At 68.2% G+C, this 14,056-nt stretch carries 13 protein-coding genes; 2 read left to right on the forward strand and 11 right to left on the reverse strand.

What is annotated here, in order from left to right; all coding sequences use genetic code 11:
- Positions 1–51: 51 nt before the first annotated feature.
- The 3 genes from eat to QWG60_RS12525 form a co-directional block, all read right to left on the reverse strand.
- Complete coding sequence (eat, locus tag QWG60_RS12515; protein WP_035598836.1) at positions 52–1,503, reverse strand: ethanolamine permease; 1,452 nt, start codon at positions 1,501–1,503, stop codon at positions 52–54.
- 91 nt (positions 1,504–1,594) lie between these two features.
- Positions 1,595–2,419 carry an ethanolamine ammonia-lyase subunit EutC gene (eutC, locus tag QWG60_RS12520; RefSeq protein WP_146910036.1) on the reverse strand — a complete coding sequence of 275 codons (825 nt, stop codon included), beginning with the start codon at positions 2,417–2,419 and terminating at the stop codon, positions 1,595–1,597.
- Positions 2,416–3,825, reverse strand: a complete 1,410-nt coding sequence (locus QWG60_RS12525; protein ID WP_046077976.1) for an ethanolamine ammonia-lyase subunit EutB — start codon at positions 3,823–3,825, stop codon at positions 2,416–2,418. Before QWG60_RS12525 ends, eutC begins: the two co-directional genes overlap by 4 nt.
- A 234-nt stretch (positions 3,826–4,059) precedes the next feature.
- On the opposite strand from QWG60_RS12525, the gene QWG60_RS12530 reads away from it, so the two are divergent.
- On the forward strand, positions 4,060–4,971 hold the full coding sequence (locus tag QWG60_RS12530; RefSeq protein ID WP_146910060.1) for a helix-turn-helix domain-containing protein: 912 nt from the start codon (positions 4,060–4,062) through the stop codon (positions 4,969–4,971).
- Positions 4,972–5,046: 75 nt separating this feature from the next.
- Here QWG60_RS12530 and trpC read toward each other — a convergent pair whose 3' ends face one another.
- The 5 genes from trpC to QWG60_RS12555 all read right to left on the reverse strand — a co-directional run bounded on the left by trpC (position 5,047) and on the right by QWG60_RS12555 (position 10,235).
- A complete protein-coding gene (trpC, locus tag QWG60_RS12535) occupies positions 5,047–5,853 on the reverse strand; it encodes an indole-3-glycerol phosphate synthase TrpC (protein ID WP_046077978.1) in 807 nt (268 codons plus the stop codon).
- Between the two features lie 37 nt (positions 5,854–5,890).
- Positions 5,891–6,910, reverse strand: a complete 1,020-nt coding sequence (trpD, locus tag QWG60_RS12540) for an anthranilate phosphoribosyltransferase (protein WP_046077979.1) — start codon at positions 6,908–6,910, stop codon at positions 5,891–5,893.
- 32 nt (positions 6,911–6,942) lie between these two features.
- Positions 6,943–7,527, reverse strand: coding sequence for an anthranilate synthase component II (locus QWG60_RS12545; RefSeq protein WP_046077980.1), 585 nt, complete (start codon positions 7,525–7,527; stop codon positions 6,943–6,945).
- Between the two features lie 306 nt (positions 7,528–7,833).
- Positions 7,834–9,321: an anthranilate synthase component I gene (trpE, locus tag QWG60_RS12550; protein WP_146910058.1), complete on the reverse strand. Its 1,488-nt coding sequence runs from the start codon at positions 9,319–9,321 to the stop codon at positions 7,834–7,836.
- Positions 9,322–9,539: 218 nt separating this feature from the next.
- Positions 9,540–10,235 (reverse strand): phosphoglycolate phosphatase, encoded by a 696-nt coding sequence (locus QWG60_RS12555; RefSeq protein ID WP_107181588.1) that lies wholly within the window; start codon positions 10,233–10,235, stop codon positions 9,540–9,542.
- Between the two features lie 290 nt (positions 10,236–10,525).
- Here QWG60_RS12555 and QWG60_RS12560 point away from each other — a divergent pair, with 290 nt between their 5' ends.
- Positions 10,526–11,821: an NAD(P)/FAD-dependent oxidoreductase gene (locus QWG60_RS12560; protein ID WP_035598856.1), complete on the forward strand. Its 1,296-nt coding sequence runs from the start codon at positions 10,526–10,528 to the stop codon at positions 11,819–11,821.
- Between the two features lie 239 nt (positions 11,822–12,060).
- Here the strand turns inward: QWG60_RS12560 and QWG60_RS12565 are convergent, their stop codons facing one another.
- The 3 genes from QWG60_RS12565 to rpe form a co-directional block, all read right to left on the reverse strand.
- On the reverse strand, positions 12,061–12,906 hold the full coding sequence (locus tag QWG60_RS12565) for a mechanosensitive ion channel family protein (RefSeq protein ID WP_146910034.1): 846 nt from the start codon (positions 12,904–12,906) through the stop codon (positions 12,061–12,063).
- 70 nt (positions 12,907–12,976) lie between these two features.
- Positions 12,977–13,273 (reverse strand): GIY-YIG nuclease family protein, encoded by a 297-nt coding sequence (locus QWG60_RS12570; protein WP_107181585.1) that lies wholly within the window; start codon positions 13,271–13,273, stop codon positions 12,977–12,979.
- Between the two features lie 2 nt (positions 13,274–13,275).
- On the reverse strand, positions 13,276–13,974 hold the full coding sequence (gene rpe / locus QWG60_RS12575) for a ribulose-phosphate 3-epimerase (RefSeq protein WP_016853796.1): 699 nt from the start codon (positions 13,972–13,974) through the stop codon (positions 13,276–13,278).
- Positions 13,975–14,056 lie beyond the last annotated feature (82 nt).

Raw genomic sequence — 14,056 nt, forward strand, 5'->3', positions numbered from 1 at the left:
GCGGGGCCGCCCAGATGGGCGGCCCCGCTGCGTTATCGGCCGGCTTCAGACTTACCCTGCGGGGCTGGGCCTGGTGTCGGTCTCGGCATCAGTGCCGCCGCTGGCCTCGAGGCTCTCCTCGGCGTCCGCCACCAGCGCGAACTCCTCCTCGGCGGTCTTCGCCACCAGGGTGTTCCTGCTGTACAGGAAGAAGTAGGCCGCACCGAGTGCGAACAGCCCCAGGGTGTAGAGGAAGGCCCGCGGATCGAAGGCATACACGCCGGACAACGCCACCAGCGACAGCACCAGGGCCACGCCGGAGGTCAGGATGCCGCCGGGCGTCCTGTAGGGGCGCGCGAGCTCCGGGCGCTTCACGCGCAGCAGGATATGGCTCAGCGCCATCAGCGCGTAGGACACGGTGGCGCCGACCACGGCCATGCCCAGGATCAGGTCACCCTCGCCGCTCAGCGAGACCAGGAAACCGAACACGCCCGGCACCACCAGCGCCCAGGTCGGTGCCTTGCGGCGACTGGTCAGCGACAGCATCTTCGGCAGGTACCCGGCCCGGGACAGGGCGAAGACCAGGCGACTGTAGCCGTAGATGATCGAGAAGAAGGAGGCAACCAGCCCGGCCAGGCCCAGCACGTTGACCAGAGTGGCCAGCGTCGGATGATCGGCGGCCTTGAGTGCGTCGACCAGCGGCACGCCGCTCGCGCCGATGGCGCCGGCCCCGGCGGCCCCTGCCAGCAGCACCACCACCAGCACCGCCGTGACCAGCAGGAACAGCATCGCGCCGATGATGCCGCGGGGCACATCACGGGCCGGGTTCTTGGCTTCCTCGGCGGCCAGCGGTACGCCCTCCACCGCCAGGAACAGCCACATGCCGAACGGCAGCGCGGCCCACACCCCGGCCCAGCCGAAGGGCAGGAAGGCGCTGGCGCCGGCGGCATCGCTGGGCGCGATGTCGAACAGGTTGCTGGCATCGAAGACGCCGAACAGTGCCAGCGCGGTGGCCAGGATGGCGAACACCGCCAGGCCACTGATCACCATCATCACCTTGAGCGCCTCGCCGGCGCCGGTCAGATGGATGCCGATGAACACCGCGTAGAACAGCGCGTAGATCGCGGGGCCGTTGAGCCCCAGCAGCTCCTCCACCGCGGCGCCGATGAAGATGACGATGGCCGCCGGCGCCAGGGCATATTCGATCAGCACCGCCAGGCCGGTCAGGTAGCCGCCGGCCGGGCCCATCGCCTGGCGGGCGAAGCTGTAGCCGCCGCCGGCGGCGGGAATCGCCGCCGACATCTCGGCCAGCGACAGCACCAGGGCGAAGTACATCAGGCCCATCAGGCCGGCGGCGATGACGAAGCCGCCCCAGCCCGCCTCGGCGATGCCGAAGTTCCATCCGGCGAAGTCGCCGGAGATCACATAGGACACGCCGAGGCCGGCCAGCAGCAGCCAGCCGGCGCTGCCCTTCTTCAGCTGTCGTTTGGCCAGGTAGTCCTGGTCCAGGGTCGCGTCGTTCATCGGGTCACCTTTGCGCTGTTGTTATGAAATCGCGATGTGATGTCGGTCGTGAGGTTGCGGTGGAGCATGGCGGGTGCGACACCCGCCGGTGTCAGGAGGTCAGGAAGTTCTGGACGCTGCCCGAGGACGCGATGACGTCGTCCTGGGTACGATCCTTGAGCTGCACGCCGGACAGGCCCCTGGCCCGGGCCTCGCGCAGCAGGTACATCAGCCGGCGGCTGGCCTCGTCGAAGACGAAGCCCGCCGGACGCACGTTGGAGATGCAGTTGCGGGCGGCATCGTTGAGCCCGACCCGCGGCCCCCAGGTCAGGTAGAGGCCGAGGCTGTCCGGCGAGCTGAGCCCCGGACGCTCGCCGATCAGCACCAGCACGGCGCGGGCGTTGAGGCCCTCGCCGATCTCGTCGCCGATCGCCACCCGGCCCTGCTCGACCACCGTCAGCGGCGCCAGCGACCAGTCCTGGTCGTCCTCGGCCAGTGCCTGGGTCAGCGCCTCGAGGAAGGGCGGCACGTTCTGCTGCACCGCCAGCGACGACAGCCCGTCGACCACGGCGATGGCCAGATCGACGGCGGGACGCGGCGCGTCGTCGGTCTCGGCCAGCCGCTCCCGGGAGGCCTCATCGAGGCGCCGACCCAGGTCCGGACGCTGCAGGTAGGTCTCGCGGTCGGCCGCCCGGCTGTGCAGGCGATGGATCGACTGACCGGTCTTCAGGCCGTCGAGGTCGCGGCACAGCGCCTCGACGTCCAGCGGCAGATGCACGGCATCCTGGGCGCGGGCATGGGCCAGCTGGAACTCCAGCGAACGCCGGGTGGGCAGGCTGGTGCCGGCGCGGCCGAGGCCGATGCGCGCGTCGGTGAACTCGCGCAGCCGATGCCAGGGGTTGTCGATGACGCCATGGGTGGGAGTCGCATCGCTCATCGCGCACCTCCCTCGGGCAGGCGGCTCAGCGGACGGGCGAAGGCGTCGGGCAGCCGGCCGCTGGGACGATGGCGGGCCACGTCCTCGAAGATCGCCATCTCGTCCAGCCAGCGTTCGAACTCCGGGGCCGGCGACAGGTCGAGCACCCGACGCGCATAGAGGGCGTCGTGGAAGGAGGTGGTCTGATAGTTGAGCATGATGTCGTCGGAACCGGGGATGCCCATGATGAAGGTGCAACCCGCCGCGCCCAGCAGGGTCAGCAGGTTGTCCATGTCGTTCTGGTCGGCATCGGCGTGGTTGGTGTAGCAGATGTCGCAGCCCATGGGCACGCCGAGCAGCTTGGCGCAGAAGTGATCCTCGAGGCCCGCGCGGATGATCTGCTTGCCGTCGAACAGGTACTCGGGGCCGATGAAGCCGACCACGGTGTTGACCAGCAGCGGCTCGAAGTGACGGGCCACGGCGTAGGCGCGGGCCTCACAGGTCTGCTGGTCGAGGCCGTGATGGGCGTTGGCGGACAGCGAGCTGCCCTGCCCGGTCTCGAAGTACATGACGTTGTCGCCCACGGTGCCACGCTGGAGGCTGCGGGCGGCGTCCCGCGCCTCGCCGAGGGTGGCGAGATCGAAGCCGAAGCTCTCGTTGGTGGCCTGGGTGCCGCCGATGGACTGGAACACCAGATCCACGGGGGCGCCCTGCTCGATCGCCTCCAGGGTGTTGGTGACGTGGGTCAGCACGCAGGACTGGGTGGGAATCGAATACTTCTGGATCACCTCGTCCATCAGCGTCATCAGCTTGATGCTCTGGGCGACGTTGTCGGTGGCCGGGTTGATGCCGATCACCGCGTCGCCGTTGCCGTAGAGCAGGCCGTCGAGGATGCTGGCGGCGATGCCGGTGGCATCGTCGGTGGGGTGATTGGGCTGCAGCCGGGTGGAGAGCCGCCCCGGCAGGCCGATGGTGTTGCGAAAGGCGGTGGTCACCCGGCACTTGCGGGCGACGAGAATGAGGTCCTGGTTGCGCATGATCTTGCTCACCGCGGCGGCCATCTCAGGAGTGATGCCGGCGCGCGCCCGGGCGATCGCCTCGGGCGTGGCGAGATCGCTCAGCAGCCAGTTGCGGAAGTCGCCCACCGTCAGGTGTCGAATCGGCGCGAAGGCGGCGGCGGCGTGAGTATCGACGATCAGGCGGGTGATCTCGTCCTCGCCGTAGGGCACCAGATGGTCCTCGAGGAAGGTAGAGAGCGGCAGCTCCGCCAGCGCCATCTGGGCCACCACCCGCTCCTCGGCGGACTCGGCGATGACGCCGGCCAGCCGGTCGCCGGAACGCGCCGGCGTGGCCTTGGCCATCAGCTCGGCGAGACTCGCGAAGTGATAGCGCCGATTTCCCAGCGTATGGTGATAGGCCTTGGCCATGAGCGTCTCCTGGTCGAGCGTTCGGGCCGCCGCGAGGCGCCGGAACGGAACGAATGTTGCTTCATGAAAGGGTAACGAGGGCGCCAAGGCCGGCGTTATCGATTTCCGGCAAAAGCCAATAGTTCAATACCAACAACAACTTACCCCATAGAGCACCGTAAAGGGCCGGGGCAGAAGGAGTGACGCCGCGTGTCACAGACGATTCGAACCGCCGAGAGCGCACCAAGGAAGTGCATGTGGGAGGCCTGGGACGCCAACGAGCACGCCCACAACCTGACGGACTGGTCCCAGGAATACGACCAGTTCGGCCAGGGCGGCTTCTACGGCCGCATCGACGAGGTCCACCTGCCGGCGATGCAGGTGTTCAAGGAATACACCAGCCATGCGCTGGGCCAGCAGTGCAACGTCTGGCCCGACTCGCTGTGGCTCGGCATTCCGGTCGACGAACGCAGCTGCCGCATCAACGGTCACGAGGTCGGCGAGCGGGAGATCATGTGCCAGCCCGGCGACCGCGACTTCGAGCTGGTGACCCCGGACGGTTTCGGCATCTACGGGCTGGTGGTCAGCCGCGAATGGCTGGTCCGGGCGGGCGGCGAGGCGGCACGCCCGCTGCTGGACGCCGATCCGGAGCGGGTGATGCGCCTGAAGCTGCCACACCGGACGCGCCGGGCCACGACCTTCCTGATCGAGCGCCTACTGGGCCTGCAGGGCGAAGGGCTCGCCCCCCAGGTGCATCAGGACATCCTCGGCCTGGCGCTGCAGGAGATCCTCCACGAGGAGACGCCCAATACCGAGCGCCCGCCCAGCTACCGTCACCGCCGCCAGGTCGTGGACGGCATCCGCGACCATCTGGAGAGCGGTGCGGCGCTGCCGGTCAGCCTCGACGAGCTGTGCGAGATCGCCCACGTCAGCCAGCGCACCCTGCGCTACAGCTTCAGCAGCATCCTCGGCATCAGCCCCATCCAGTTCCTGCGTCTGACGCGGCTCAACCGGGTGCGCCGCCGCCTGTGCGAGCCAGACACCAAGACCACGGTGAGCCAGGCGGCGGCCGACTGGGGGTTCTACCACCTGGGGCAGTTCGCCCGGGACTACCGCCGGCTGTTCAGCGAATCCCCCTCCGCCACCCTGGTCCGGCACCGCCACTGACGCAGCGGCGCGCCCTGAAACCACGACGCCCCCGGCGATGAATCGCCGGGGGCGTCGTGCTGCGTCGAAGACGCGCTAGTAGAACAGGCGGCGCAGCGCCTCGCCGGGATCGTCCTCGCGCATGAAGGCCTCGCCCACCAGGAAGCCGTGGACGTCGTGCTCGCGCATGCGCAGCACGTCGTCGCGGCTGTGGATGCCGGACTCGGTGACCACGGTGACGCCGGCGGGAATCCGCGGCAGCAGGTCCAGGGTGGTCTCGAGGCGGGTCGCGAAGGAGTGCAGGTCGCGGTTGTTGATGCCGACCAGCGACAGGTCCAGCGCCAGGGCGCGCTCCAGCTCGGCGGCATCGTGGACCTCGACCAGCACGTCCATGCCGAGCTCGGTGGCCTGGCGGTGCAGGTCCGCCAGCCGGGCGTCGTCCAGGGCGGCGACGATCAGCAGGATGCAGTCGGCACCGATGGCCCGCGCCTCGCTGACCTGGTAGCCGTGGGTGATGAAGTCCTTGCGGATCACCGGCAGCGAGCAGGCCTCCCGGGCCTCGACCAGGAAGTCCTCATGCCCCTGGAAGAAGTCGGCATCGGTGAGCACCGACAGGCAGGCGGCACCGCCCGCGGCATAGCGGGGGGCGATTTCGGCCGGACGGAAATCCTCGCGGATCACGCCCTTGGAGGGCGACGCCTTCTTGACCTCGGCGATCACCGCCGGATCGCCGTCGCGAATGCGCGCGTCCAGGGCCGTCACGAAGCCGCGCGGCGCGGACTGCAGGCCAGCCAGGCGCAGCAGCTCGTCCTCGGACACGGCCTGGCGGCGCTCGGCGACCTCGGCGTCCTTGCGCGCCAGGATGCGGGTCAGGATGGTCGGAGTAGCGTTGGATGCGGTCATCGAAGAGTCCTGAGCGGATGAGTCCCTGAATGGGCGACTACTGGGCGAAGACGCGAGTGAAGTTGGCCAGTTCCCTGAGCTTCTCGCGGGCCAGCTGGCAGTCCTGGGCGTCCTGCGCCAGGGCCACGCCTTCCTTGAGGGTATCGGCGACGTCGGCGGCATACAGCGCCGCGCCGGCGTTGAGCGCCACGATGTCCGCCGCCGGACCCTCGCCGATCAGCGCCTGCTCCACCAGCCGCAGGCTGTCCTCGGCGGTCTTCACCTTGAGGGCGTCGAGGTCGTGGCGGGCGATGCCGAAGTCCTCGGGGGCGATGGTGTACTCGTGGATCTCGCCGTCCTTGAGCTCGGCGACCCGGGTCGGCGCGGCCAGCGAGATCTCGTCGAGGCCGTCCTCGGCGCAGACCACCAGCACGTGCTCGCTGCCCAGGCGCTTGAGCACCTCGGCCATCAGCGGCACCAGCTCGGCGGAATAAACGCCGAGCAGCTGGCGGCTGGCGCCGGCCGGGTTGGTCAGCGGGCCGAGGATATTGAACAGGGTACGCACGCCCATCTCGCGCCGCGCGGTGATGGCATGGCGCATGGCGGGATGGTGGTTGGGGGCGAACATGAAGCCGACGCCCACGTCCTCGATGCAGCGCGCCACCTGGTCGGCGTCCAGATCGAGGCCGATGCCGGCCACGGCGAACAGGTCGGCGCTGCCCGACGACGACGACACCCCGCGGTTGCCGTGCTTGGCCACGTGGGCGCCGGCGGCGGCGGCCACGAAGCTCGAGGCGGTGGACACGTTGAACAGGTTGGCGCCGTCACCGCCGGTGCCAACGATGTCGACCACGTTCTCGACGTGCAGCGTGACCGGCGACATCAGCTCGCGCATCACCTGGGCGGCAGCACTGATCTCCTCGGGGGTCTCGCCCTTCATCGCCATGCCCATCAGGAAGGCGGCGATCTGGGCGTCGCTGGCCTCCCCGGTCATGATGGCGGTCATCAGCGCATGGGTCTGGTCGAAGCTGAGGTTCTCGTGGCGCATCAGGGCACCAAGGGCTTCCCGCATCTGCATGGCCGTCGTCTCCTTGTGGCAGTGTCAGCGATTCAGCGACGCTTGAGAAAGTTGGCCAGAAGCTCGTGGCCCTGGCGGGTCAGGATCGATTCCGGATGGAACTGGACGCCCTCGATGTCGAGCTCGCGGTGGCGCATGCCCATGATCAGTCCCGGCGTCACGTCGTCCGCGTCGGTCCAGGAAGTGACCTCCAGGCACTCCGGCAGGCTGTCGCGATCCACCACCAGCGAATGATAGCGGGTCACCTCCAGCGGATCCTCGAGGCCCTCGAACACGCCCTGGCCCGTGTGGCGGATGCGCGAGGTCTTGCCGTGCATCACCTGCGGGGCGCGGCCTACCCGGCCGCCGAACACCTGGCCGATGGCCTGGTGGCCCAGGCAGATGCCGAGGATCGGCAAGCGACCGGCGAAGTGGCGGATCGCCTCCATGGAGATGCCCGCCTCGTTGGGCGTGCAGGGCCCCGGCGACACCACCAGGTGGCTCGGCGCCAGCGCCTCGATCTGCTCCAGGGTGATGGCATCGTTGCGATGGGTCACCACCTCGGCGCCGAGTTCGCCGAGGTACTGCACGACGTTGAAGGTGAAGCTGTCGTAGTTGTCGATCATCAGCACGGACATGGCGATAGGTCCTGATTTCCTTGGCTTGGATTCGTGATCCGGTGATTGTTACCCAGCATCTTGCCCGGGTCGGCGCGTCGGGCTGGCCAGCCGTGCAGGGATCGATAGACACAAAAATGCCGCCCTGACGGCGGCATTTTTTTCGGTCGCAAGCGTGCCGCCCCTTCGCTCAGGAGCGCCACCACGCCATCGGGCCGAATGTCTGATCTGGTACGTTCATGGTCGTCATAGTGCTCGCCGGCGGCCGGCCGTGTCAAGACGCCCGGGGCCCGCGGTGACGGGGCCTCGCGCGCACTCCGGCGGGACTTACTCGAGATTGTCCAGGCCCCGCTCGGCCATGGCCACGGCGCGGAACAGCGCGCGCCCCTTGTTCAGGGTCTCCTGCCACTCCATCTCGGGCACGGAATCGGCCACCACGCCGGCACCGGCCTGGACGTGCAGCTCGCCATCCTTGATCACCGCGGTGCGGATGGCGATGGCGGTGTCCATGTTGCCGTGCCAGGACAGATAGCCCACGGCCCCGGAGTAGACGCCGCGCTTGACCGGCTCCAGCTCGTCGATGATCTCCATGGCGCGGATCTTCGGCGCCCCGGAGAGCGTGCCCGCCGGGAAGGTCGCGCGCAGCGCGTCCATGGCGGTCAGCCCGGGCCGCAGCTTGCCGGTGACCTGGGACACGATGTGCATGACGTGGGAATAGCGCTCGACGGCCATGTTGTCGGTGACGGTCACCGAGCCGGTCTCGCAGATGCGGCCCACGTCGTTGCGCCCCAGGTCGATCAGCATCAGGTGCTCGGCGCATTCCTTGGGGTCATTCAGCAGATCGGCCTCGAGCGCCTGATCCTCGGCCTCGGTGCGGCCGCGCACGCGAGTGCCGGCGATCGGGCGTACGGTGACCTCGCCCTCCTCGAGGCGGGTCAGGATCTCCGGCGAGGAGCCCACCACCTGATGATCGCCCAGGTCGAAGTAGAACATGTAGGGCGAGGGGTTGAGGCTGCGCAGCGCGCGGTACAAGTCCAGCGGCGGCGCCTGATAGGGGATCGACATCCGCTGGGAGGGCACGCACTGCATGATGTCACCGGCCAGCACGTATTCCTTGATCGTCTCCACCGCCGACTTGAAGCCTTCCTCGGTGAAGCCGGAGGTGAAGTGCCCCTCCTCCACCGCCCGGCCGCCGGTGCCGGGGCTGCGGGCGTCCAGGACCGCGCCGCGCAGCCGTTCCTCGAGGCGCGCCAGGCGCGCCACGGCACCCTCGTAGGCCTCGGGCTCGGCCGGATCGGCGTGGGTCCATAGCGTCAGGCGGCCCGACAGGTTGTCGAACACCACCAGGTCGTTGCAGACCATCAGCAGGATGTCCGGCACGCCGAGAGGATCGGGCTTCTCCACCCCGCGCAGGCGCGGCTCGATGTAGCGGATGGTGTCGTAGCCGAAGTAGCCCACCAGCCCGCCGTCAAAGCGCGGCTGGTCGTCGAGGCGCGGTACCTTGAAGCGTGCCTGGAAGGTCTCGATCCAGGCCAGCGGGTCCTCGACCTCGGTCACGCCCTGGGTCTCGCCGTCGACGATGTGCGTGACCTGGAAGCCGCGCACCTCGATGCGTTCCTGGCACGGCAGGCCGATGATCGAGTAGCGCCCCCACTTCTCGCCGCCCTGCACGGACTCCAGCAGGAAGGTCCAGGGCGCGTCGGCGAGCTTGAGGTAGGTGGACAGCGGCGTGTCGAGATCGGCCAGCACCTCGCGGGTGACCGGAATGCGGTTGTAGCCGTCCTCGGCCAGGGACTGGAAGCGTTCGGGGGTCATCATGGGCCCGTATCCTCGATGAAGGGTGTGCGACGGTGAAGCGACGACGGTCGCCCCGGAAGGCGCCGTTTCAGGAAGCGAGCGTCACCATCGCCAGCCGCCGAGCAGGCCGGTAGCACGGTGAAGGCGGGGAAGGGTCGAGGATACGAAAAAGGCCAGCATGATGCGGGGTTCCATCGGCAATGGCGGAATCGTATATAACGAAAAATAATCAATTATTACATCGTTATAGCGCAATTCGATTTACAGTAAACGAGTTGTGCCAGCGATTCAACCGTGGCATCCGGCCCGCTGGCCGCCACCGGTTCACCGTGGTTATAGCCGTACGGCACGGCCAGGGTGCGAAAGCCCGCCGCCCTGCCCGCAGCGATGTCATGGCGCGAATCGCCGACCATCAGGCAGCGACCGGGGGCGACGCCGAAACGCTCGGCGACGTGGGTCAGCGGCAGCGGGTCGGGCTTGCGGCGCGGCAGGCTGTCGCCGCCCAGGCACAGCGAGAAATGCCCGGCGATGCCGGTGGCCTCGAGGATCGGCGCGATGAAGTCCTCGGGCTTGTTGGTCACCAGCACCAGCCGTTGACCGCTGGCGGTGAGTCCCTCCAGCGCCTCACGCACACCGGGATACAAACGGGTTCGCGCACAGGGCGCCTCGCCGTAGCGCGCCAGGAAGCCCTCATGGGCGGTATCCAGAAACGCCGTGGCCGGCGCCTCACCAAGGGCGTCGGTGAGCGCCCGCTCCACCAGCACGCGCGAGCCGTTGCCGACCCAGTCGCGCACCTTGTCCTCACCGGGAGCGGGCAGCGCCAGGTCACTCAGGGCGGCGTCCACCGCCGCGGCGAGATCGGGCACCGAGTCCACCAGGGTGCCGTCCAGGTCGAAGGCGACCAGGGTGATGCCTTCCAGGCAGGGGTGCATGGGCGAGCCTCTCCATGTCAGGGTTAGCGTGGCCCCGCGGCCGTCGAGCACCGGCCCGGGGCACTGAAAGTAATATTACGGAAAACATAGCGCCTTTTTCCTGTCGCCCATAGGCAGGCGAAGGTCGCAGCGTTATGCTGAAACCAGCCGTTGCCGACTACAGGGCATGCCCCCTACCTCGGCCGGACGCCGACGACGCCTGCCGTGACGCCCGACCGCCGTATCGAGGCGAGCCCTGACCCGGGCAACTCTTTGCCACGTCCCTTTTATGCATTCAGTCAGGAGACTCCATGACACTACCACGCATCGTGGTGGTCGGCGGAGGTGCGGGCGGACTCGAGCTGGTGACCCGGCTCGGCCGCAAGCTCGGCAAGCGCAAGCGTGCCGAGATCGTGCTCGTCGATCGCAACCCCACCCATATCTGGAAACCGCTGCTCCACGAGGTCGCCACCGGCGCGCTGGATTCCGGCCTCGATGAAATCTCCTATCAGGGCCATGCCCGCGCCAACGGCTATCGCTTCCAGCTGGGCACCCTCACCGACCTCGACCGCGACGGCCGGACCCTGACCCTGGCCCCGGTGCTGGACGACGACGGCGAGGAGGTGCTCCCCGCCCGCACCCTGCCGTATGACGAGCTGGTGCTCTCCCTGGGCAGCGTCAGCAACGATTTCGGCACCCCCGGCGTGGCCGAGCACTGCCACTTCCTCGACAGCCCCCACCAGGCCGAGCAGTTCCGCCAGGCCATGCTCAACGCCTTCCTGCGCTACAACGCGCCGCAGGAGCCCTCGGCGAAGATGGTCGTCGGCATCGTCGGCGCCGGCGCCACCGGCGTGGAGCTGGCCGCCGAGCTCTACGGCGCCTCCGAGATGCTCAACAGCTACGGCTTCACCACCCTGGACAGCGATCATCTCGAGGTCCACCTGATCGAGGCCGCCCCCAAGGTGCTGCCCGCCCTGCCCGAGCGCATCAGCGGCGCCGTGCACGACGAGCTGGAGCGTCTGGGCGTGAACGTGCATGTCGGCACCCGGGTCACCGAGGTGAACGACGAGGCCATCATCACCGCCGACGGCGAGCGCATCGACATCGACCTGGGCGTCTGGGCGGCCGGCATCAAGGCCCCGGCGCTGCTCTCCGAACTGGGGCTCTCCACCGAGCGCAACCATCGCCTCAAGGTCGACGCCACCCTGCAGAGCCTCGACGACGAACACGTCTTCGCCTTCGGCGACTGCGCCAGCTGCCCCCAGGCGGACGGCTCCACGGTGCCGCCGCGCGCCCAGGCGGCCCACCAGCAGGCCGACCGCCTGTACAGGAACCTGCTGGCGCGGCTGGACGGCAAGCCGCTCAAGCCCTTCGTGTTCCGCGACCGTGGCTCGCTGATCTCGCTGGCCCACTTCGACGCCATCGGCAGCCTGATGCGTGGCGCCTCGGCGCGCAGCCTGTTCATCGAGGGCCACCTGGCCAAGTTCTTCTACGCCTCGCTCTACCGCATGCACCAGCGGGCGATCCACGGCACGCTGAAGACCGGCCTGATGGTCGTCGTCGACGGCCTCAACAAGTTTCTCAAGCCGCGCCTCAAGCTTCACTGAGGGGAAACACCGATTGATTGCTGCGCTCGATATCTCGGCCGCCGGCGCTGTCGATGCGTCGAACCGTCGCCATCCTCATGTAGCAGGCTACACTCCGGTGGCTGCGCTTCGGCGGCGGCCGACCTCTCATCGCTCGCGACATCAATCAGCGCTTCCCTGAAACGGAGGGACTTCTTTCCAGCCAAACGACACGGGCCCCGGCAAATTGCCGGGGCCCGTGTCGTTTCCGAGCGTTAGGCTCAGCGCTCGAGGCTCGCCTCGCCGTCCTTGTCGGGATGGTGATAGACGTGCACGTCGCGCTGCGGGAAGGGAATGCTGATGCCCTCGGCGTCGAAGCGGCGCTTGATCTCTTCGGTCATCTCCCAGTAGACGCTCCAGTAGTCCGCGGCCTTGACCCAGGGACGCACGATCCAGCTGACGGAGGAGTCGCCCATGGCGCTCATGCGGATGTTGGGCGCCGGGTCGGCCAGCACGCGAGGATCGTCGGCCACCACGCCTTCCAGCACCCGACGCACGACATCGATGTCGTCGTCGTAACCGACGCCGACCACCAGGTCCACCCGGCGGGTGTCGTGGCTGGAATAGTTGGTGATGGCGCCGCTCATCATCTGGCCGTTGGGCACGATGATCTTGCGGTTGTCCGCGGTCTTCAGCTCGGTGGTGAAGATCTGCACGTCGTCGATGGTACCGGCCACGCCGCCGGCCTCCACGTAGTCGCCGATCTTGTAGGGGCGGAAGATGATCACCAGTACGCCGGCGGCGAAGTTGGCCAGCGAGCCCTGCAGCGCCAGCCCCACCGCCAGGCCGGCGGCACCAATCACCGCGATCAGCGAGGTGGTCTGGATGCCGACCTGGCTGATCGCCGCCAGCACCACGAACACCATCAGCAGCGCGTAGAGAATGTTGCCCAGGAACTTGACCAGCAGCGGGTCGAGCTTGCCGCGCTGCATGGCCTTGATGCTGAGCGAATGCAGCAGCTTCACCACCCAGCGGCCGACCACGAAGATCGCCAGCGCCGCCACCAGATTGACGGCCAGATTCGTGCCCTGAAACTGCACGAAGTCGATGATTCCTTGAAGGTCCATAGGCTCTCCCTGTCGTGTTCGTGCCATGTCGGATGTCGCGCCGGCGCCCGGCCGGCACTATCGACACAGCCTAGGGGAAGGATTCCCCGCTTGCCTGAATGGCTCGCCGCTCGGCCAGCCAGCGGCGCTTGGCCGCGGCGGTGAGGCGCTTCATCGCCGCCTCGCGACGCAGCGCCTCGCCGTGTTCACCGATACATTCGTGATATACCAGATGCAACGGGCCCTTGCCACGCAGCGCCTTGGCGCCCCGCCCGCCGCGATGCTCGCCGAGGCGCCGTGTCACGTCGGTGGTGATGCCGGTGTAGAGGGCCCCAGCGGCCGTCTCGATCACATAGAGATGCCAGCGAGGAGCGGCCTCGTCCGTCACGCTCAGGCCTCGGCCAGGGCGCGGCGGAAGTCGGCGATGACGCCGTCGTAGCGGTTCGGGTCGGCCTCGTTGCGGGCCTTGAACACCGCCGAGCCGGCGACGAAGGTATCGGCCCCGGCGCGGGCGATCTCGGCGATGTTGTCGACCTTGACCCCGCCGTCGATCTCCAGGCGGATCGGGCGCCCCGAGGCATCGATACGCCGGCGCGCCTCGCGCAGCTTGTCGAGGGTGCCGGGAATGAACGACTGCCCGCCGAAGCCCGGGTTGACGCTCATCAGCAGCACCATGTCGACCTTGTCCATCACGTAGTCGAGATACGACAGCGGCGTGGCCGGGTTGAATACCAGGCCGGCCTTGCAGCCGCCGTCACGGATCAGCTGCAGCGAGCGGTCGATGTGCTCGGAGGCCTCGGGATGGAAGGTGATGTAGCTGGCGCCGGCATCGATGAAGTCGCCGATCAGCCGATCCACCGGCTTGACCATCAGGTGGGCATCGATGGGGGCGGTCACGCCGTGCTTGCGCAGCGCCTCGCAGACCATCGGGCCGATGGTCAGGTTGGGCACGTAGTGATTGTCCATGACGTCGAAGTGCACGATGTCGGCGCCGGAGGCGAGGACGTCGTCGACCTCCGCACCGAGGCGGGCGAAGTCGGCGGAGAGAATCGAGGGGGCTATCTGGAAGTCGGTCGTCGAATCGCTCATGGAAAGAGGGTCCTGTCGGGTCACGGTCATGTGGACGGCATTCTAACAGCATCCCGCGCCCGCGCCTGCCGCTTCTCCCCTT

The organism is Halomonas halophila, assembly GCF_030406665.1.
Classification (GTDB): domain Bacteria; phylum Pseudomonadota; class Gammaproteobacteria; order Pseudomonadales; family Halomonadaceae; genus Halomonas; species Halomonas halophila.